Consider the following 21,193-nt stretch of genomic DNA (forward strand, 5'->3'; position numbering starts at 1 on the left):
TCTCTTTACTCAGTCGCTAAATCTTTCGCAAACGCATCAAAACTATAAGGGCGCCCCAGGAAATCCTGCACCAATTCAGCTGCATCTTTGCTTCCACCGGGTTCGAGTACTGTTTTACGGAAATGGTTTGCCAGTTCAGGGTTGCGCAAGCCTTTCTTCACAAATTCGCTGTGCATGTCAGCAGCGATCACCAGCGACCACATGTAGGTGTAATAAATTGAGGAGTAGCCATTGAGATGACCGAAGCTGGCGTAAAAGTAGGTATCTTCTACATAACCAAATGGAGAATAAGTTGATTGGATTGTTTTCATCGCCTCATTCAAATCCAGCGCCGCTGGATCATTGTTGTAGAGGCCCAATGACAGGGCTGCATAAAACAGTTGATGCTTGGTCCACATGGCGCGGCCAAAATCTCTTGCAGCGATCATTTTTTCTACCAGCGCTGGAGGAATAACTTCACCTTTGTCGTTTTGTGCAAAGCTAGCAAGTGTTTCAGCATCCCACACCCACTCTTCCAACATTTGCGAAGGTGCTTCCACAAAATCCCACTCAGTTTTAATGCCGGAAAAATACATCCAACGCTGGTTGGTACCCGCAAAAATGCCGTGTAACAAATGACCAAACTCGTGCAGAAAAGTTTCTACGTCAGCATGTTCCATTAGGCCTGAACTGCCATCCCCACCGGGGAAATTACACACTAAGGCAGCAACAGGTAATTGAACCCCTTCAATACCGTTTACAACAGAAAAGGCGGCGGCATGTTTATATTTACCTGTACGTGGGTGCATATCCAGATAAAAACGCCCGATAACTTTATCACCCTCCACTATTTCAAACGCGTTTACCGATTCATGCCACACATCCGTTTGCCACGGGCGGATGGTCACCCCAAACATTGCCTGTACAAGGTCAAAAATACCCTGTTTAACCTTGTCGTAATGAAAATACTGACGCACTTCTTGTGCGTTAACTTGGTACTGTTCTTTTTTTACCAGATCTTCTACGTACATTTTTTGCCAGTCAGCAACACGGGTCGCCGTAGGATCTATTTTTTGCAGGCGCGCTAATAGTTGTTGATATTCCTGCTCTGCACGCGGAGTTGCAACGCCAGACACTTTATCGATAAAAGTTTGCGCGTTAGCGGGCGAACCAATCATTTTATCTTCGGTGACAAACGCCGAGAAATTTTCATAGCCGAGAACTTTTGCCAGTTCATGGCGTTTTTCAATCAGGTTTTGTAAGACTGCTTTGTTTTCAGGGTAGGCTTGCTGGCGGAAAATAATGTAGAACTGTTTGCGCAGCTCGTCGCTTTCAGCGTATTGCATGAAGGGAACATAATCAGGATAAGCCGTTGTGAGAACAATTTTGCCTTCATCATTCGGTTTGTGAGCGTCGATATAATCCTGCGGCAAACCTTTTAAGTCATCGACAGAATCCAATACCAGCTGGCGCGCGCCATCGCGAATGTTTTTATCAAAACTCTGACCAATTAAATTGATTTCTTCATTCAGTTTTTTAATGCGGTTACGGGTTGCTTCATCTTTATCAACACCGGCGCGTTTAAAGTCGCGCAATAAATGTTCGAGAAAACGTTTATCCAGCGCATCCAGCCCTTGGTTATCTACCGCCACCAAATGATTGTAAAGTGGGCGCGACAAACTAATTTCGCTAACCAGTTCTACAAATTTTTGCTCGCACTCTTCAGCGCTAACACGCACGGCTTCGTTGGGGTGCACGTTGGCGTAGAGGCTCGCCAAACTCATTTGTTTATCTAATAGCAGATCTATATTGTTAATTGCGGAGAGCAATTCTTTTGCTTCATAGCGTTTTGATTCAACAGAAAACGCCTTCATTTGCTCCAGGATTTGACTGTGATCAGCTTGGCAATTTGCAAGGTAGTCTGCGGCAACTTTATCGGTTGGCTGCTGCCATGCGATAGACGCAGTAGAAGAAGAGGATGAACTATTTTCTGTTGGGCTTGGACTGCAACCAGTTAGGAACCCCAGCCCCAGTGCCAGAACAGAAACCGGCTTGAGAAAGCCAAGCGGATTAAGTGCACAGATGTTCGTCAAGATAACCTTGCATCGACTCATAATTGCCTCTATTAACTATTGTTCAAGAAAGCGCATGATCGACAATACCATCGTCAACGCCAGCCAACCTACCTTCAGGGCATGGTAGTACACTTTCCACCACAAACAAAGAGCCTAAAAAACCATAGCCGATAGACACTTAGAGTATAAAAAATCAGCCCGATTCAGGCTTGGCAAGAAGCCGAAAACCTTTGCTTTTCACTGCCGGGATCTTTTGCAACAAAGCTACAGATTGCTGCTAAGCTTGAATTAATCCTCCAGATGCGTATAACAAGATCGAAACTATGCCTGAATACCTGCTTACTGAAGACCAGCGCGACTGTTTGCAAGAGATTACCAACGTCGCCATGGGCCAAGCCGGCTCCCATTTGGCTCGCCTGCTGGATGTATTTGTGGTGCTGTCCATTCCTCACGTCAGCGTATTAAACCCAACCGATATCGCCATGGCGCTTCAATCACTCAACCGCGAAAATCACAACGATGTAGTTCATGGTGTATGCCAGGGATTTATTGGCGGTGGAATCGCAGGTGAAGCCATGTTGATCTTTCACGGTACCGACTTCAACGACCTGGCGCGATTGCTGAAATACGACAAAGTACCGGATGAACAAGCGCAATACGAATTACTGATGGATACCGCTAATGTGCTTAACGGAGCCTGCCTGCGCGGACTTGCCGAACAGTTGGATACCCATTTCAGTTTTGGCCCACCCATGCTACTGGGGCAACACTGCAACATTACCGACTTGTTACAAAATAATAATATGAAATGGAAACAGGCATTGGTGGTAGAGATAAATTACGCCATTGAAGATCACAAAATTAATTGCGACTTATTGTTAGTGGTTGCCGAGCACTCAATCTCGGGCTTAACCGAAAAACTCGACTACCTACTTGATTAGGTTGAATGACACCGATGGCGAAAAATAAAGATTCAAACAAGCTGTTCGACGATGTTCATTGGCAAATGGACATTTTGCAAAATATTGATGTCGGGCTCGTTGTAATGGACGAAAACTATACCATCGATGTGTGGAATAGTTTTATGCAAAACCACAGCGGTAAAGCCCCAGAGAAAGTATTGGGTAAGAGCTTATTTGAAGCATTTCCTGAACTCCCGGAAGCTTGGTTCAAACATAAAGCCCAATCCGTTTTTGTACTTCAAAATACTGCCTTTACTACTTGGGAGCAGCGACCTTATTTATTTCGCTTTCCGCATTATCGCCCTATTACCGGCACCGCTGAATTTATGTACCAAAATAGCAGCATTATCCCGCTACTGGATACCAATGGAGTCGCACGTCACATCTGCCTGATTATTTATGATGTCACCGACACCGCCGTCAATAAACTCGCACAACAACAAGCTAACAAACAACTGCAAAACCTCAGCCGCACTGATCACCTGACCGGTTTATTTAATCGCGGTTACTGGGAGTTGAGATTAATTCAAGAATTCAAACGCTTTGACCGGTATGAACAACCTTCCAGCCTGATTATGCTGGATATCGATCACTTCAAAAAAATTAACGACACCTACGGCCACACAGTAGGCGATGAAGCTATTCGCGCCGTCAGTAGAACCATCCGGGAGCACACCCGCGATCTGGATATTCCCGGTAGATACGGCGGCGAAGAATTTGGAATTATCTTGACCAACACCAATGGCGATGGTGCCTGCGTATTTGCCGAACGCCTGCGAAAAACCATCGAGGAATCTACCATTTACGCAGAGGGACACGTGATTCAGTTTACCGTTAGCATGGGCGTAGCAGAGCTGAATCAGGACTTGCACGATCATCGTCACTGGATCGAAAAAGCAGACCAAGGCCTTTACCGCTCCAAAGAGGGAGGGAGAAACCGGGTTACCCTGCTCCCCTGAGTTTTACTGGCAAGGGGCAATAACCTTATTCCCTGGACCAGATGTTATAAGCTGATAACAAGTCGATATTTCTCAAACCGGTGGCATCTCAATAGGATGCGCTCACCCAACACTGGAATGGAAATACGCTTGAATGAAAATTCGTGACCTCGACCTATCCGATAACGCCATCAACCAGGAACATGAAGCACTCGGCATTCCTCCTGTAGAACAAATTCCCCTCCACCCAATTATCCGCACCGCAGTATGGTTTGCGATACTGACACTTATTGGCCTTGTCGCTTTGGGCGCAGCACAGGTATTTGGCAGCAGCTGGGATGAAGGCGTTACTACCATCAAAACCACACTCAATGACTCCATGTTTTGGAATGCTTTACTGGTGGGGTTGTTGGCGCAAATAGTCGATGGCGCATTGGGTATGGCTTATGGCCTCACCTCAACCAGCTTTCTGCTCGCGACCGGCGCATCACCGGCATTGGCGAGCGCATCGGTGCATATGGCAGAAGTCTTTACCACCGGCATATCAGGTATAAGCCACGCCAAATTCGGCAATGTTGATAAGAAATTATTTTTACGTTTATTGATTCCCGGCATTGTCGGCGGCCTGCTCGGTGCACTGCTCGTTACTCAAATTGACGGCGACACCTTGAAACCCTTTATCACCGTGTATTTATTGTTGATGGGTATGTACGTGCTGAGCAAAGCGTTTCGCAAACATATTGCCACGCGCAAAGGTGAACCCAAGCATGTTGCCAAACTCGCGTTATTGGGCGGTTTTGTGGATACCTCAGGCGGTGGCGGTTGGGGTCCGGTAGTGACTACTACATTGGTCGGTACCGGCCATGATCCACGCACCACAATTGGCTCGGTTAACTTCGCTGAATTTTTTCTGACGCTCACCAGCGCCGCATCACTGTTTATTCTCGTTGATGAAACCATCTGGCATGTGGTCGCGGGTTTGATTGTAGGCGGATTATTCGCCGCCCCCTTCGCCGCCTATGCGTGCAAAAAGTTCTCGACCAGGACTTTACTGATTTTGGTGGGATTACTGATTAGCGGGATATCGGTGTTTAATCTTTATAAGGCACTTATCGGCTGATAAGTGCGCTCACAAAAACCAACTGCTTTAAAACCTATATTTCATGCCCAATGTTGCGCTGCGCGGCTCACCAAAATCAGCATAACCCCACATGGAGCGGTTGTAGAATTCGTCGAACAGGTTATCGATATTGAGTGAGACCGATAGCGACTCATTCAATGCATAACGCGCCATAACATCGACCAACCAATAGGACGGCTGTTCCTGTCTGACATCAATAGGTTCACCCGTTGTACTGACGCTGGCAGCGATGCTGGAGTTGTAATAGGAATCGCTCTGCCACCGCGCACTGGCGCCCAGGGTTAGGCCATCCCAAGTATCCGTAAAGGTATAGCTGTGGGTAATCTTGAACATTTCATTCGGGATGTACGTCTGACGCGGGTTGCCCTCCTTATCTTCTGCTTCGTTATGGGTATAGCCACCACTGATCTTCCATTGTTCGCTCAAGGCGCCGGCAATCTCAATCTCATAACCGTCGGTCTTAATACCATCGATACTTTCGTAGATATAACTGCCATTGGGCAGTCTCCCCAAGTTGGCATATTCAGAAACATTGTCTTTATTGGCGCGATACACCGCCGCAGAAATATTTAAATCATTGTCGAAAAACGCCAGCTTGATACCGGCTTCGGTATTAGTACCCTCGGTAGGTTCCAATATGTTTCCATCCGCACCGTATTGACTGACCGGTAAGAAAATACCGGTGTAGCTAGTGTAAACCGACATAACATCACTCAAGTCATACACTAGTCCGGCATAGGGCGTGACAACATTATTTTCAGAACTACGCTTGGTCGCAGCACTGCCAATCAGATCGGTGTTTTTATAACTCCAGTCGCTTACACGACCACCCACCATTACCTTCAAAGGGTCGGCAAGGTTAAAGCGCACAGTCCCAAAGGTGCCCGATTGAGTGCCCTCTTCAAGGTTGCCGTAACGACGGTGTGATTGTGAGTAATCAGGTGCTGGTGGCGTACTTTCAACATAAAAATTGAGCGACTCGACGTAAGTCGTCGACATATACATAGTGAATTCATTACTGCTGTAGCTGTGCCCTAAAACCACATCGTGATCGCGTTCAAAAAGGACAAAATCACCGTTGACCATCAGATTAAAACTCTGGGTATCGGATTCGCGATCCGATTGCAGTGATGTCGGCCGGGGCGACCAGGGATCAACAAAGGCGCCAGTAACCTTATCGACAAAGGAACCGAAGTTTGCGTTGCTTACGTCTTGCGATGCAGTCGCGTAGCGATAGTTACTTTTGACTGTCCAGCCGTTGCCAAAATCGTGCCTTAGCTCTGGCATCACGCTGCTTTGTTTGATGTTGCGGTGCGCCCATGGCTGGCCAGTGGAGTAAGAAACCTCGTGGTCGATCAGCGTGCCGTCAGTATAAAACGCCGGATTGGAGCTCCAGTTATAAACACCACTGGCGTTGACTTCTGTGTTATCGGCCAATAGCGCGACGGTGGTTTGCTCTGAAAGATCGGCTTCGATAACGCCGTAAATCACCGATTTATCGCGCGTGTAACGGTCAATATAGGAATCGCCATCGAGATAAGCGCCTACAATACGGCCACGCACACTGCCGGACTCGTTTAAAGCGCCCGATATATCGCCCTCGGTGCGATAGTTATCCCAACTTCCGCCCGATACAGAAACAGAGGATTTGAAGTCGCTCGTCGGGCGCTTGCGGATCATATTCACCGTCGCTGACGGCTCACCCTGCCCACCTAAAATACCGGCTGCACCTTTTAATACCTCAATACGCTCAGCAATCACCGGATCAATACTCTGGCTCAGGTCGCCGGAATAAGTTGAATTGGCGGGGGTGGTGATCATGCCATCCACTTGCACGCCGGTATCCAACTGGAAACCGCGCACGAATACCATGCTGTACTCAGAGGCATCGCCCACTTTGCTAACACCGGGAACATGATCAAGCACCTGCTCCATGTCCACCAACGCTTTGTCTTCAATCATCTGGCTGGTCATGATGGTGACAGTTTGCGGGGTCTCACGCAGGCTCATCTCAAGCCCGGTTGCACCGTTCATAGAGCGCGTGGTGTAACTACCGGTCACCATCACCTCTTCAATTGATACGTTACCAGTGCCAGATTTTTTGCTGCCTTTAAGCAACGGTTCGGCTTGCACGTCTGCATCAGCCGCAAGACCCGTGAAGCTAAAACCCAAGCCGAACAGCGTAGCTACTGCCTGCGCCAGTATGCGTTTCGTAAACATTAATGGAGATCCTTATAGCGGGGGGAGAGAAGTTTGTTGGCACGTTTTTCCTTGACGGGGGAAAATCTCGCGACCTAAAATGCGAATGCTAATTATTATCATTATGTTTAACGAAAATATCAACTTCTCTCTCAGGCTCTAAAACCCCCATGAATAAGATTCACTTTCCGTTTTCATTACGAGTAAATACTGTCGCCAAGCATCCATCCAACCGCCATCTAGCAATGACCACTCTCGCATTAACCTTGGGTTTGCCCGCCGGAGCACTTGGGGCTGAAGCTCAGGCTACCGACTTGCCGATGCAACTGGCAGCCGCCAGCCCGGATGTCGAGGAGGTTCAAGTTGACGGCCGCAACCAGGAACGAAAAACCGCTACTCGCCTTCCCTTTGCCCTGCGCGAACTACCGCAATCAATCAGTGAAATATCACAAGAAATGATTGAGCTGACCTCCATGACCGACATGAATGACCTGATGATGAATGTCACCGGTGTCAACGTCACACTCTACGACACCCAGCGCCCACTGTACTTTGCGCGCGGTTTCCAAATCACCGATTTTCAGGTTGATGGCATCCCCACCTACAGCGGCTCTACCAACCAGGAATACGACACGGCACTTTATGAGCGAGTGGAAGTAATTCGCGGTGCCAATGGCCTGCTCTCAGGGGTTGGCACGCCCTCGGCCACTGTGAATCTGGTGCGCAAACGTCCGGGTAAAACGCTGGATGCATCAGCATCTGCCAGTGTGGGCTCATGGGATCGCCAGCGCGGCGTTGTGGATGTCTCAACGCCACTGACCAGCGACGGAAAATTGCGCAGCCGGGTTGTTGTCGCCTATCAGGATTCCGACAGTTTTCGCGACCGCTATCGCGAAGACAAAACTGCGGTATTGGGTGTTGTAGAGGGCGATATTGGTGAAAAAACCACGGTTGCTGTGGGCTATCAAAATCAGGACAACAACCCCGAAGGCACTATTTGGGGAACCATCCCACTGTTCGCGGCTGACGGCTCCAAAGCCAAGCTGCCCGTATCGACCAGTTTTGCCCCCGAGTGGACAACCTGGCAGCGTGAATCCAGCACCTTGTTTGCCGATGTAGAGCACAATTTCAATGAGGACTGGAAACTGCGCTTTGCAGTAAACCGCACTGAAGGCGACGTATTTAGCTTGCGGGTTTATGCCCAAGGTTTCCCTGACCGTGAAACCGGAGAAGGCGTGCGACTGTTAGCCGGTGTTGGCGCCGGTGACGACACCCGTGACAGCATCGATCTTTACCTCACCGGTGATTACCACTGGCTGGGGCGCGAGCACACCTTGATCGTTGGCGCCAATAGTTATGAGATGGAATCCAATACACCCGGTTATACGTCGGTTGCCTCCTGGAGTTATCTGGTACCCGATGCCTGGAACTACGATGGCAAGGCACCGCAGCCCACCTATTCCCGAACAGGCGCATTCCGTATCGCCACAACGGAACAAATGGGTGTTTATACCGCCAACCGTTTTAGCCTTACGGATTCACTCTCTGCCGTAATCGGCGCCCGTGTCACCTCCTGGGAGACAGGAACAGACAACTACAATACCACCGGTGCTTATGTGAATAAGACCGGCACATTTGAGGTCGACAATGAACTGACATCTTATGCAGGGCTGGTGTATGACTTGAGCAAACAATTTTCGCTCTACACCAGCTACACCGATATTTTTAATCCGCAGAACTACAAGGATAAGGACAACAATTTGCTTGAGCCGGTACTTGGCAGCAACGCCGAACTGGGTGTGAAAGGTGAGTTTTTTGATGGCAAGCTGCTCGCATCTACCGCGGTGTTCAAAACCAAACAGGACAACTACGCCGTGCGCGATATGACCCAGCCGGAAAATTCACTGCCGGATGGCAGCTCAGCCTATGTGGGGGTTAATGGCACCGAAAGCGAAGGCATTGAATTGAGCCTGAGCGGGAACCTCAGCGCACAGTGGGTGATTAACGCTGGCTATACCTACGTAGATACCAAGCGCCACACCAATGATCGCATCTGGACCAACCTGCCTGAACACTCGGTGCAATTGTCCAGCCACTACCATTTCTCGGGCGCATTGGCACCGCTGGTTTTGGGTGGCGGCGTTAACTGGCAAAGCGAAACCATCGGCTACGGTGTAACTCATCCGACTCGTACGGATGCAACATTCACCCAGGATTCCTACTTACTTACCAACCTCTATGCCACGTGGAATTTCAACGAAAGCTGGACGGCCTCGCTGAGCGCAACTAACGTGTTCGACGAAATCTATTGGGCAAATATTGATTACGCAAACTACGGCGAGCCGAGAAATGTGTCACTCACCGTGAAGTGGAAGTTGTGATTCTTTGCGGCTTAAACCGCTCAACACTTAATCAGTAAAACATCGCTCACTTAAACATCAGCCACACAAAACACCACCCTCACAAAACCAAAAGGCCCGTAATGGGCCTTTTGGTTTAAGCCAATCATATGGCTCATCTTCAATCCGGATGTTGTGCACACGCAAAAATGTTTAACGGCTCGGCCACACCATCCGCAACAGCTGTGGGCGCCAGCTCAACAGCATACCAACCGACGGCGCCGCTGCCGCCAAGAACATAATCCAAACCAATACCGCCATAGATGGACGGTCGGCGATAAAACACAGCACGGCCGACAAAAATAGGCCGAGACTCCCCAACAACCTGAGCTTAATTCGCACCTGGGTGCTGGGTGCGCTTGTTCCCATCACTTGTTGCCAGTGAGCGTTCATCGCCAACGCCAGCCAGGCAAAACCAACAAGGCAACTGATGCCTGCCAATATCAATACAATCCAGGGTTCAAACATGTTTCATATCCCCAACAAGTTCCAGATCAACCTCTTGCGCAGCAATGTTAGCGACGGGTTGCTCACGTAATTTCAACTTGCGCGCGGCGTAAACCGAGAGCGCCGCGGTAGCCAGCAAACTGAGATCCACTCCCGCAACCGGCCAATAGGTGTGGGTAAACACAGTTTTGACCAAATGATCGCCAGTGGTGAGCCAGTTAAGTACAACGGCTGCAACCGCCAACAAAGCAGCGATCCAACACTGCTCGCGCCAAGCGGGGTTGCGGGCGGCGCGGGCAACGGGTGCACTGCGCCATGCCGCATGTAAAAAGGCCAGTAACCAGGCGAACCAAAAGGCATTGATTTCCCAATCGCCTTTTCCAGCCAGGTCGGCGGGTAATAGGCGATTCGCAACCAGCATGGCGAAACTGGCAATCAACATTCCTGTCACCGTAGTAACCGCCAAAGCATCCACGATACGGCTGCCCTGGCTTTGAGTTTTGGCGTGTTGCTGCTTGCGCTTCTCGACGAAGAAAATAAAACCTGTTGCGATACAAATGCAGCCCAGCAATCCACCGATGACATAAAGCCAGCGCAATAACCAATGCTCAAAGTGCTGCAAGTGCAAACCAGTTAAAAACTCATTGATTTCAGACACCACAGTGCGTGGCGGGTCCTCACGCAACACTTCGCCGGTACTGGCTTTAAAGTGAATGCCCTCACCTACCAAGGCAACCCGGTCGCTGCCCGCGCGATAGATACTGACGTAGCCATTTTGGTCGCCCAAATGATCGGCAAACAGGTAGCCCACCTCGCCTGCCATATCGCGCGCAGCCCAGCGGCGTTTCGCTTCGGCCACCATGGCATCCACCGATGCCATGGGCGCAGCAATACCCGCTGCTTCATGCGGCAACCCCGTGCGCTCCGCCTCCAATACCTCGTGCTGGTCATGCAAAGGTTTGAGCAAGGTATGCGACACAGGAAAGTAAAAGAAGCTGGCAAAAATTACCAAACCGGTAAACGCAAAAAAGAAGTGGAAAGGCAAGGCCACCACACCGGTCATATTGTGCAAATCCAGAGCGCTGCGCTGGGTGCGCTTTTTAGGGCGGAAGGTAAACAACTCCCGGAAAATTTTGCGATGCATAATCACCCCGGTCACCAGCGCCGCCAGCATCACAAAAGCCGCCAGCCCGACTATGTAGTAACCAATATTTTTCCAATGCCAGTTGAGGCTGTAATGCATGGGGTAAAACCAGCGGCTGCCAATTTTTAAGGCATCGTCGGGAATGGCCGCACCGGTGCGCGGATCGATGGTCGCCCAACCATGGACGTGCAGGTGATCGTCGGCTGGATTCAGGGGTTTATTGGGGATACTGAACTCGGCACCAATGGACAATACCGGGTCGCGGTGTGTGGTGTAGGCATAGAGCGATGCCATGGGCATAGTGTCTGGATGGGGTAAATCGCCCACTACCCGCGCTGCGGTTGCGGCCATATCGTCTGGATGTGCACGCAGTTTTTCAAACACCGGTTTAAGTAAATGATCAAACGACGGCATGGGCTGGGGTTCGAAACGGGTGTCAGGAATCGCCCAGCGGTCAATCTCACGATCAAACACCGAGAGCGCGCCAAAGAAGAAACAAATCATGAGCACAAAGCCCAGCACCAGGCCAAACCAGGTGTGTACCCATGTCATTGATAGACGAAAATTGTTAAACATTAAAATCTCCCACCATGAAAACCTCAGCCCAATAAGGTGCGTTGCAGCGCCCAAGCGGCCGAGGTCATTAATACTGCCCCACTACCCAACAAGACCCATACCCGCAGCATACTGGCGGCGGCAAACGCCCAGAGGAATAACCCCAAAAACACCAGAAACGAGAGTAGTAAAACCCCGGTCTCGGCCTCGTGAAAATCCACACCCAGCGCCACCAACCCGGCCATGCCGAGTGCGGTAAAACCCCAGGTAAATGCGTAACCGCCCAAAAGCGCCGCCGCGATACGGTTGATGGTGACCCAATACGTCGTCATAAGAAGTCTCGTCGTATAACACTGAGGTACAACACTCTGTCGCCTCACATTTCTGAAAAGTCACACATGCTTTCATAAATGATACTTATTCGCAATAAGAACCAGCAAAGAAGAAGTGTTAAGACGTGAAAGCATTAATCAAATGAGATTGATTCCCAACTTAAACCCATTAAGATGGCCCCCCTGACACCTACCCTACTGATGAGGACTTATGCAGCGCCTGCTCTTAACCACCTGTCTGTTTCTACCATTGTTGGCCACATCCCATTCGATTAATGCTCAGCCCAACGAGCTGCAAGTTGTTACCCATCGCTTGGAAACCACGGCGCTGGGCAGTGAGTTGGAGCTGAGTGGCACGCTGCGTGCCCTGCGCGATTCCACCTTGTCGGTTTCCGTTAATGCGCTAGTCAAGCGCCTGCATGTAGACCTTGGCAGCCGCGTTAAACAGGGTGATCTGCTGCTGGAGTTGGACGACAGCATCGCCAAACAGGAGCACCAGCGCGCTCTGGCGCAGCTGTCTGCCGCTGAAACTGCCGCCACTGAAGCCGCTCGCCTGCGCGATGAAGCACTGCGCTTAAAACAGCAAAGTCATATTGCCCAGAGTGAAGTGAGCGCACGTGAAAGCGCAGCCAAACTGGCAATGGCACGCTTGCAGGAAGCCCGCGCCGACGCGCGTATCGCCGCCGAACATTTAGCCAAACATCACCTCAAAGCGCCATTTGATGGGGTGATCAGTGCGCGGTGGACTGATCTGGGGCAATGGTTAAACCCGGGCGATCAAGTTTTTACCCTCGTCTCAATGGATTTATTGCGCCTGGATGTCCAGCTGCCGCAGGAACACCTGCCCAGCATCGAGCATATTCAAACCGTGCAGATCCGCCCTGATTCCCAACCCGGCCTGCAGATTCCAGCGCGGATCGACACGCTAGTGCCGGTGGGTGACGCATCGCGCAGCTTCCTGCTGCGCCTCGCGGCAACGGAGGCTTCGCCCGCACTGGTACCGGGCGCCTCTGCCCGTGCACATTTAGTGTTCAAGCAAGCGAAGACTGCTGTGTTATTGCCGCGCGATGCGGTGCTACGCAATGCCGACGGTAACTTCAGTGTCTTTGTGGTGGAAAACGGTAAAGCCAAGCGCCGCCAGATTGCGCTGGGCAACAGCGGGCGCGACGGTTATTTAGTCGAACAAGGGTTAAAAGCCGGAGAGCAGGTGGTAATTCGCGGCAACGAGCTGTTAAGTGATGAGCAATCAGTGACCATTACCGCCGCCCCAACATCCAGCGCGCAGGGCCAAAACGATGATTGAAAAACTGGTTCTTCAAGGGCGCTTGCTGAGCGTTATAGTGCTGATTGTGTGTGTACTCGGCTTGGCAGCAGCCCTGCGCATGCCGGTGCAGATGATTCCCAACCTGGATACCCGCATCATCACCGTTGAAACCGGCTGGCCGGGGGCGACACCGCAAGATATTGAAAAAGAAATCCTGCTGGAACAGGAGCGCTACCTGCGTTCGCTGCCCAACCTCAGCCGCATGGAATCCTTCGCCGAGATGGGCACAGCCGTGATCGAGTTGGAATTCCCCATCGGAGTCGAGGCCAATGAAGCGCTTATCCGGGTTTCCAATGCCCTAAGCCAGGTGCCCAACTACCCCGAAAACGTCGATCAACCGCGCCTGTACAGCGAATCCTTTTCCGAAAATGCGTTCATGTATTTCGCCGTGCTGCCGCAAGTGGGCAACCCACGCGATTTGGATATGGACATGATCAGCGATTTTATCGATGACAACCTACGCCCGCGCATGGAGCGGGTTGCCGGAGTATCGCAAGTCGAGATGAGCAACACCCTGCGCCAGATCCAGATTCAAGTCGACCCAGCGCGGATCGCCCAGCGCAACCTGAGCCTGGAGGATGTGAGCAACGCCATTCGCGCCCGTAACCGCGATGTATCCGCCGGCGACATCAACGAAGGCAAACGCCGTTACTTGCTGCGCACTACCAGCCGCTTCGATGATATTAACGACCTGCAAAACCTGATTATCACCCACAGCGATGGCAGCCATATCCGTTTAGGAGATGTCGCCGAAGTCCGCCTTGATCACTATGAGAAACGCGGCTACTCCATCGTTAACGGCGAGGAAGCACTGACCCTGGCCGTCAAACGCCAGCAGGGTTCCAACGTTATCGATATCAAACGCGCCATGCTCGCGGAGATCGACAAATTGCGCGTTGACCTGCTGGAGCCCAACGGCCTGCGCATTTTGATGATTGGCGACGATGTGCGCTACGTTGAGAGCTCCATCAGCAATGTTTTCTCCAACCTTTGCCTCGGCGCCCTGCTCGCCACTCTGGTGATGTACCTATTCCTGCGTTCGGGCCGCGCTACGCTCATCTGCTTGATGGGGATTCCGGTGTGCACTATCGCCTCCTTCATTGGGCTGGCCGCCTTTGATCGCACCATCAACGTGATCTCCCTCGCCGGTATTGCCTTTGCGATTGGTATGACGGTGGATAACAGTATTGTGGTGCTGGAAAGCATTGAACAGGCGCGGCGACGCGGGTTGGATCGTATCGAAGCCGCCGTCACCGGCGTGCGCGAGGTATGGAGCGCGGTGATTGCATCCAGCGCTACCACCATTTTGGTATTTGCGCCGGTGCTATTTGTTACCGACGAAGCGGGACAACTCTATTCCGATATCGCACTGGCTATCTCTGCCTCTATTTTTGCCTCAATGCTGTTTGCACTGTTTGTGGTGCCCGCCGCCAGTGCCGCCATCGGTGGGCGCATGGACATGGGCGAAGGCTCCAAACGCGAAGCAGCTATCCTGAAAATAACTGACTGGCTGTGCTGCACCCTCAAGCGTCGCTACCTGACGATGGCTCTGACGCTGGTCGGTAGCCTTGGTTTGGCACTGGTATTTATGCCCGCCGCCGAATACCTGCCTGAGGGCGAAGAGCCAAAAGCCTTTAGCAGTATGTTTGCGCCGCCCGGCTATAACATCGAGGAAATGCACAAGATCGGCACTGAAATTCAAACCGAATTGAATCAGGCAACTGCAGAGGACTTCACCACTGAAAACGGTGGTATTCCGCCGCTGAAATACTACTTTCTGCGGATCAGTGCCGGGCAACTCTGGCTGATGAGCGAACCGCGCGACCCCGCCGATATCGATGTCATGATGACCGCACTGGTGAACCGCTTTGAGACCTACCCCGGCATGCGCGCCTTTTCGGCCCGTGGTTCGATTATCTCCAGCAATCAGGGCGGCACCCGCGCGGTGGAGTTAAACATCACCGGCCCTGACCTGGGCGAACTCTACGACACAGCGCGCCACGTGATGCGCCGCGCGGAAGACGTATTTGAAGAACCGCGTATTGATTCATCGCCCTCATCGCTCTCACTCGACCAACCGCTGATTGAAATCCGCCCGCGCTGGGAGCGTTTGGCTGAACTCGGTTTTAGCCCGGAGGAATTCGGCTTTATTGTTGCCGCTTATAGCGATGGCGCTTTTGTGGGTGAATTTATCGATGGCGACGACAAGATCGATATGTTTTTGTTCAGCACCGCAGGCAATCGCCAACAGCTCAGCGAGCTGGCGCAAGTCCCCATCAGCACACCCAACGGGCAAGTCATGCCGCTTTCCGCGCTCGCCGAGCTGCGCGAAACAGTCGATAGCGAAGAGTTGCGCCGCGTGAATGGTCAGCGCACCGTATCGGTTTATATCATTCCTGCCGATGATGTCGCGCTGGAAACGGCGGTGGATAAAATGCGCACCGAATTAATTCCGGCCATGAAACGCGCTGGCGAATTACCCAGCCGCGTCGCGCTCAGTATTACCGGCGCTGCGGACGATCTCGCCTCCACCCGCGCCTCATTACTGAATAACTTCGCCGTCGCCCTGGTGATGATTTACCTATTGTTAGTGGCAATATTTTCGCACTGGGGATACCCGCTCCTGATTATGACGACGGTACCCTTGGGAATCGCCGGTGGCCTGGTGGGCTTGGTAGCAACCAATGCTCTGAGCGCACTGCTGGCAACTATCGGCCTGGGCGGCAGCCATCAGGCGTTCGACATGATTACCATGCTGGGTTTTGTGATTTTGTTGGGGACAGTCGTCAACAACCCCATCCTGATTGTGGAGCAAACCCGCCGCAATCTGGATGAGCGCCAACTGCCTATCGCAGAGGCAGTGCGCGAAGCCGTCGCCAGCCGCCTGCGCCCCATCCTCATGTCCACCGCCACCACCATCTTTGGGCTATTGCCACTGGTACTTATTCCCGGTGCTGGCACGGAGTTGTATCGCGGTGTCGGCATAGTTGTGCTCTGCGGCCTCACCGCTTCCATGCTGCTGACGCTGAGCTTCTTGCCGTGCTTGTTGATAGAAGTATTAAACCCGGAGGCAAGTTGGCGAGATAAATTAACTCGACTTGTGCCGCGTAAAAATGTGACAAGCAAATAAAAAAACGGGCAGAAATTTTTAAAATCTCTGCCCGTTTTTATTGGCAATTGTTTTTTATTGACAATTGCTTTTTATTGACAATTAATATGCGCGCTTCAAGCTCACAGGAATTAGTCTTCAAATACAGGTCACGCACTAAACCTGTTTTTATTGGCCTGCAATGCCTGCCTTATCACCCCGCGATCCGTCCCAAGAACAAACATAGATACCCCCTGCTCCAACCAGGCTTGGTAGTCTTCAGTGGCTCGGGGAATTGCACAAAATTGTGCTGGGCTTGATGCAACAGCCATTGCAATCTTTTTTAATGAATCTTTCACCAAGGGATGTTGTGTTTGCCAGGGCACACCAAGAGATGCAGATAAATCTGCTGCACCCTCCAGAATCACATCTACGCCATCCACACGGGCTAACTCCTGACAATTATCAACACCGTTTTTATCTTCAATCATTAACACCACACAAACACTATCGTTTACATTCTGATTGCGCATGGCAAGTTCATCAGATTGAAAATTCAAATGGCGGTGCACACTTAGCCCCCGATCACCTTCCGGCGCATAGCGACATAAGCGCACGGCCATTCGTGCCTGCTCTGCCGATTGAATACGCGGAAACACTATGCCACTGGCTCCCGCATCGAGTATGGGCAATACCAAATGGGATCGCGCCAACGGAACCCTGACCAATACAGCCAATCCGTGGCTGCGAGCGGTCACAATCATATGATCCAAGGTTTGCATATCCGTGAGGCTATGTTCCAGATCAATGATTACAAAGTCGTAGTTTGCAACAGCAATAAACTCCACTAGCAATGGTGATGGAGTAAAACAAAAAATCCCCGACAGCGGCTCTTTGTTATGAACGCGCGCGCGCAACCCACTATGCATACTCCATTACCTCTTCCACTGAAATAACCAGGGGATTGGGCAGCAATACATAACTCGCATCACTATCGGCATGTTGAAAAAATCGTGTTATCAGGTTGGCTTTGGCAATTAAGGCATCCCCTTTTAATAATCCCCCAATACGCCGTTCAACTAATTCCGAATTAACCGGTTCCGAATTAAGTAGCTTCGAATTAACGCTAGTTGAAAAACGCTCCAAGGTTTTTCGTACCATTTCCCATAACTGCTGTTCATTGAGGCCAAATCGGCAAATCTGATAAATCACTTGCCCGAGATGATTCACAAATAAACAATAATTGAGCCGCTGCCAGGTTTTATTTTCATCGTGTAACACACTGGTCAGGGCTTTTCCTTGCATTCCATGCAGCAGGCTTTGGTCCCACATTCCTTTAATTAATTTTGTACCTTCCAAATCCCGCAGTATGACACCAACAGGCCATCCACTTTCCAATTTTACAACCACATTTTGTAGATGCGGCTCGCACACAACGCCCTGCTCGAAATAGGCAGATAATAGCGGCTGCACAAGATGACTGAGATATAGCGAAAACCATTCAAGGGCAACCTGGTTGCCTTGCGAGGTACCCTTGATTGCGCCCAGGGAGTTAAAACATTTTTCTAACCAGGATTCCCCTTTATGGTTATCTCCAAATAAAGTTGCACTCAACACATTCTGAATGTTTTGTGAAAATTGAAATGGTTTGGCATCACGAAAGATGACACCGAAATGGCTACGCAAATCCGCCTGAACATTTTCATCCGCATGAGGAATATCAGCGGATAACGCAAAAGGCTCCAGTACAAATTCAAAACCCGGAAACTGCTTTTTCATACCAACCACAATAGGCGAAAGAATGTTTGTCAACTTGACCGCTGCATCAAGTTCATAATAAGCGTTCTTTCTCACACTATTGGTGATTCGCATACTCAGTGAACATTTTAAAAAATAGGGGAAATCAGCGTTATACAAGGTGCGGACGGATATGGTGGGCTTAAAATAAATACCCGAAGCGCCAAGGTATTTTACTACTCCCTCTTCAATACTTTTATGAATGGGGGCATGCTGCAATAAATAGTTAGCTTGCCAAGGGTGACAAGGCACAAGGCTCCATCCAGCAGGAATATCATGACGGGACACCTGCGCCATCTGCTCAACTAAAGGTTGTATTTCAAGCTCACTGCTGTTTGCCACCCACTGAACCTGAGGAGACAACGCAAAATAATGCAATTGGAACGCGCTGCCAAATTCCGGGCTATAACGTAAAGATTCTGTTGCAGAGAATCCTTGCCGACATTTAGGCGCAGGATGAAAGCTATGACCATAAATAAGCGCAGATTCTGACTCGATATAAGCGCTGTAGTGTTCTGCGCTGACATCAAAACAACGGGCGACACTTTGTTGAATAAACTCCGTGCTATTTTGTATTTGATCAAGCATTTCCTGCTTTACCTTAGCATTCTGGTAACGCAGGCAAAGCTCCTCTACTATCAGTGTGGATAGGCTTTTCCATGGCAATAATTCAAAAACCGAACCGGCATTAAAATCGGCAATAGACAACGCAGAGGTATAAATATAATTTCCAATCGCAGAGCGATTCGCAACCTTAACTGACAAGCGCTTTCCGAGCTGTGGAAACTTGACAAGCAACATTCCTGCAGGGCCTTTCTCAATTTTATTCGGGATAAATTCCAACAAATCATTTGGTATCGCAATTTCTCTGACATAACAATTGAGTAGCGCTAATGCCGAATAGCGGTAAGCAATCAGGTCAATGGATTCAGGGGCAAATTTATTCATGATGTGAAACTTCCATGATGGGCTGCGAAGAACTAGGGAGTGGCTGGGAAAACAAGGGGTTTTTAACCCGATTAATGCGAACAGAGGATTCATTTTGCAGTCTCCGCTTGGTATGGGCTTCTACAATCACGTACTCAGACTGGAGATTAAACAGTTGGAATTGTTTATATTGCTCAGGAAAATCGCGCTGATAACCCATAATGCAATCGTTGACTAAACACCAAAATGTTGATTCAGCAACCTGGTAGTGAAGGTCAAAAAACAATGCAACCTCTGAAAGGTTCATTGAAAAAAAAGCGCTATACAAAAAATTTTTTACATCTTCGGGCTCGCTGGCACTAATGTAAGAACTGCTATTAAGCGCAAGGTGCTGCCTGGGTGTCGAGCGCAAAATAGTTAAGCATTCACTGTGAGTTACCTGGCCTTGAATAAAACGCACACCATCATGAAAATCCTTAAAGGCTACACGGATTGGCCAGCCATCTTTATGAATAAGAATCATGTTTTGGGCGTGGGACTCCAAGGCAACACCGTGGGCATAAAGCAGCCTAATCAACGGCAGCATACTCACTGTTAATAGCTGCACCAACCACTCGTAAACCCCATAGCGGGCAACCCAATTTTGAATTACCGGTAGTGCATCACGATCCATTTCCGTCAAACCGCTGAATGGGATAGCTCGCTCATCGGCTGTTAAATAGGGGTAAAGACTTTCTCGCCACAGGCATGCGATTTGCCCAGAGGCGATAGCCTCACACGCGGATGAAAAGCTAATTGCCTTAACCTCCCTGAGAATAATTGGATTGAGCTCCTTCGCTAAATAACTATCCTCAGCAACCAAGCGATGCAGCCAGTCACTAATAACCGGTGCATTAGCAATTGTATGTTCCGCTAAACCTCTCGCGGTGGAGGTATTGACAATATTCAACGCGAGCTTTGCGTAATGCACCTCAGGGCGAACAGCATTAGCGAGCGTACGGATAGATTGTTGCGGGCGATATGTTTCAACTCCCTCCCCCAACAAAATAATATTTTTTTGATGAATATCGGCCGTATAAAGCGGCAATAATTGGTTTAACCACTGCCAGGGGTGAACCGGCATAAATACATAATCGTCGGGATTGCATCCATACCCCCTGAGCAAGGTATTAAATTGTATTAACTGATCACCTAACTGCTGCTGGTAAAAATCCAATTCGCTTAGTGAAGGCGAAGCAATCGACAAACAATTTAACTTTCTAACGGCAAGCCAAACCAACTTAATATCCGGTGAAAACTCCGGGCCATAATGAAGATTATCGACAGCATCAAAACCAATACGCGATTTATAACAAGGATGATATGGATGTGCCCTGAGCAAACCGCTTTCGATATCGTCATAGGGCATATTCCTCAGCAATCGAATAGCTTGATTATCGGCACCATATGTATATTGCTCATTGGCATAAAACAAAGCAGCCGTATCATTTGCGAGTGTATGATCTAGCTCTTGAATAAAGCGCTCCATAAACTCTGCAGCTATAGTAAAACTGCCTGCTATTTCACTGAGAAACTCACGCACGGATACAGTTTCACTAACCTGACCGGAGCATGTGCGCAATACTGGTTCAGCACTGAGCTCAACCCGCCCAAAGCTTGCCCTACGGTAGCCTTTGCAGCTATAAATCACTGGCTGTCCATTTTTGGCAACACCCTGCACGCTGAACTCAATAAGGCTGGTTGATAGTTTTTTTTCTGCATACTTAATTGTGTCTTCGTACACCAGCGCCTGTATTAATTGCTTAAACAAACGTCGCCTGCTCTGGATATATTCTTCTGTGTGAAAAAGATGGGCACTGCTTGCATCAATCAAGATTTTGGTTAAA

14 protein-coding genes are annotated in these 21,193 nt (G+C 49.9%); 6 read left to right on the forward strand and 8 right to left on the reverse strand.

Going from position 1 to position 21,193, the window contains the following annotated elements; all coding sequences use genetic code 11:
• Window positions 1–5: 5 nt before the first annotated feature.
• A complete protein-coding gene (locus tag O59_RS08270) occupies window positions 6–2,072 on the reverse strand; it encodes a M3 family metallopeptidase (protein ID WP_007641465.1) in 2,067 nt (688 codons plus the stop codon).
• A 305-nt stretch (window positions 2,073–2,377) separates the two neighbouring features.
• Here O59_RS08270 and O59_RS08275 point away from each other — a divergent pair, with 305 nt between their 5' ends.
• The 3 genes from O59_RS08275 (at window position 2,378) to O59_RS08285 (ending at window position 5,074) form a co-directional block, all read left to right on the forward strand.
• The gene (locus O59_RS08275; RefSeq protein ID WP_007641469.1) at window positions 2,378–2,995 is read left to right on the forward strand and encodes a hypothetical protein; all 618 of its coding nucleotides are present in this window, start codon (window positions 2,378–2,380) and stop codon (window positions 2,993–2,995) included.
• A 5-nt stretch (window positions 2,996–3,000) separates the two neighbouring features.
• Window positions 3,001–3,975, forward strand: coding sequence for a GGDEF domain-containing protein (locus tag O59_RS08280; protein WP_007641470.1), 975 nt, complete (start codon window positions 3,001–3,003; stop codon window positions 3,973–3,975).
• A 133-nt stretch (window positions 3,976–4,108) separates the two neighbouring features.
• A complete protein-coding gene (locus O59_RS08285; protein WP_007641472.1) occupies window positions 4,109–5,074 on the forward strand; it encodes a sulfite exporter TauE/SafE family protein in 966 nt (321 codons plus the stop codon).
• Window positions 5,075–5,101: 27 nt separating this feature from the next.
• Here the strand turns inward: O59_RS08285 and O59_RS08290 are convergent, their stop codons facing one another.
• Window positions 5,102–7,315 carry a TonB-dependent siderophore receptor gene (locus O59_RS08290; protein ID WP_007641475.1) on the reverse strand — a complete coding sequence of 738 codons (2,214 nt, stop codon included), beginning with the start codon at window positions 7,313–7,315 and terminating at the stop codon, window positions 5,102–5,104.
• Between the two features lie 149 nt (window positions 7,316–7,464).
• Here O59_RS08290 and O59_RS08295 point away from each other — a divergent pair, with 149 nt between their 5' ends.
• A complete protein-coding gene (locus O59_RS08295) occupies window positions 7,465–9,675 on the forward strand; it encodes a TonB-dependent siderophore receptor (RefSeq protein ID WP_198284774.1) in 2,211 nt (736 codons plus the stop codon).
• Window positions 9,676–9,846: 171 nt separating this feature from the next.
• Here the strand turns inward: O59_RS08295 and O59_RS08300 are convergent, their stop codons facing one another.
• From O59_RS08300 to O59_RS08310, 3 genes are read right to left on the reverse strand one after another with little or no spacing between them, the layout of a single operon-like run.
• Entirely contained in the window at window positions 9,847–10,161 is a 315-nt protein-coding gene (locus O59_RS08300; protein ID WP_007641479.1) for a DUF3325 domain-containing protein, read from the reverse strand.
• Window positions 10,154–11,860 carry a PepSY domain-containing protein gene (locus O59_RS08305; RefSeq protein WP_007641480.1) on the reverse strand — a complete coding sequence of 569 codons (1,707 nt, stop codon included), beginning with the start codon at window positions 11,858–11,860 and terminating at the stop codon, window positions 10,154–10,156. The genes O59_RS08300 and O59_RS08305 overlap by 8 nt, the downstream gene beginning before the upstream one ends.
• A gap of 23 nt (window positions 11,861–11,883) precedes the next feature.
• Window positions 11,884–12,171, reverse strand: a complete 288-nt coding sequence (locus tag O59_RS08310; protein WP_007641482.1) for a hypothetical protein — start codon at window positions 12,169–12,171, stop codon at window positions 11,884–11,886.
• A 211-nt stretch (window positions 12,172–12,382) separates the two neighbouring features.
• Between O59_RS08310 and O59_RS08315 the strand changes: the two genes are divergently transcribed.
• Complete coding sequence (locus O59_RS08315; RefSeq protein ID WP_007641484.1) at window positions 12,383–13,474, forward strand: efflux RND transporter periplasmic adaptor subunit; 1,092 nt, start codon at window positions 12,383–12,385, stop codon at window positions 13,472–13,474.
• A complete protein-coding gene (locus O59_RS08320; protein ID WP_007641486.1) occupies window positions 13,467–16,625 on the forward strand; it encodes an efflux RND transporter permease subunit in 3,159 nt (1,052 codons plus the stop codon). Before O59_RS08315 ends, O59_RS08320 begins: the two co-directional genes overlap by 8 nt.
• A gap of 128 nt (window positions 16,626–16,753) precedes the next feature.
• Here O59_RS08320 and O59_RS08325 read toward each other — a convergent pair whose 3' ends face one another.
• The 3 genes from O59_RS08325 to O59_RS08335 are packed head-to-tail and all read right to left on the reverse strand — an operon-like array spanning window position 16,754 to window position 21,180.
• The gene (locus O59_RS08325; RefSeq protein ID WP_007641488.1) at window positions 16,754–17,512 is read right to left on the reverse strand and encodes an HpcH/HpaI aldolase/citrate lyase family protein; all 759 of its coding nucleotides are present in this window, start codon (window positions 17,510–17,512) and stop codon (window positions 16,754–16,756) included.
• Window positions 17,505–19,328 carry an IucA/IucC family siderophore biosynthesis protein gene (locus tag O59_RS08330; protein ID WP_007641490.1) on the reverse strand — a complete coding sequence of 608 codons (1,824 nt, stop codon included), beginning with the start codon at window positions 19,326–19,328 and terminating at the stop codon, window positions 17,505–17,507. The genes O59_RS08325 and O59_RS08330 overlap by 8 nt, the downstream gene beginning before the upstream one ends.
• Window positions 19,321–21,180 carry an IucA/IucC family siderophore biosynthesis protein gene (locus tag O59_RS08335; protein ID WP_198284775.1) on the reverse strand — a complete coding sequence of 620 codons (1,860 nt, stop codon included), beginning with the start codon at window positions 21,178–21,180 and terminating at the stop codon, window positions 19,321–19,323. Before O59_RS08335 ends, O59_RS08330 begins: the two co-directional genes overlap by 8 nt.
• Window positions 21,181–21,193: the final 13 nt, after the last annotated feature.

This window comes from Cellvibrio sp. BR (assembly GCF_000263355.1).
Taxonomy (GTDB): domain Bacteria; phylum Pseudomonadota; class Gammaproteobacteria; order Pseudomonadales; family Cellvibrionaceae; genus Cellvibrio.

Bases quoted from the DNA above. Each gene is read 5' to 3' on its own strand.
- O59_RS08275 (WP_007641469.1), top strand. From the start codon at position 2,378: ATGCCTGAATACCTGCTTACTGAAGACCAGCGCGACTGTTTGCAAGAG.
- O59_RS08280 (WP_007641470.1), top strand. From the start codon at position 3,001: ATGACACCGATGGCGAAAAATAAAGATTCAAACAAGCTGTTCGACGAT.
- O59_RS08285 (WP_007641472.1), top strand. From the start codon at position 4,109: ATGAAAATTCGTGACCTCGACCTATCCGATAACGCCATCAACCAGGAA.
- O59_RS08290 (WP_007641475.1), bottom strand. From the start codon at position 7,315: ATGTTTACGAAACGCATACTGGCGCAGGCAGTAGCTACGCTGTTCGGC.
- O59_RS08295 (WP_198284774.1), top strand. From the start codon at position 7,465: ATGAATAAGATTCACTTTCCGTTTTCATTACGAGTAAATACTGTCGCC.
- O59_RS08300 (WP_007641479.1), bottom strand. From the start codon at position 10,161: ATGTTTGAACCCTGGATTGTATTGATATTGGCAGGCATCAGTTGCCTT.
- O59_RS08305 (WP_007641480.1), bottom strand. From the start codon at position 11,860: ATGTTTAACAATTTTCGTCTATCAATGACATGGGTACACACCTGGTTT.
- O59_RS08310 (WP_007641482.1), bottom strand. From the start codon at position 12,171: ATGACGACGTATTGGGTCACCATCAACCGTATCGCGGCGGCGCTTTTG.
- O59_RS08315 (WP_007641484.1), top strand. From the start codon at position 12,383: ATGCAGCGCCTGCTCTTAACCACCTGTCTGTTTCTACCATTGTTGGCC.
- O59_RS08320 (WP_007641486.1), top strand. From the start codon at position 13,467: ATGATTGAAAAACTGGTTCTTCAAGGGCGCTTGCTGAGCGTTATAGTG.
- O59_RS08325 (WP_007641488.1), bottom strand. From the start codon at position 17,512: ATGCATAGTGGGTTGCGCGCGCGCGTTCATAACAAAGAGCCGCTGTCG.
- O59_RS08330 (WP_007641490.1), bottom strand. From the start codon at position 19,328: ATGAATAAATTTGCCCCTGAATCCATTGACCTGATTGCTTACCGCTAT.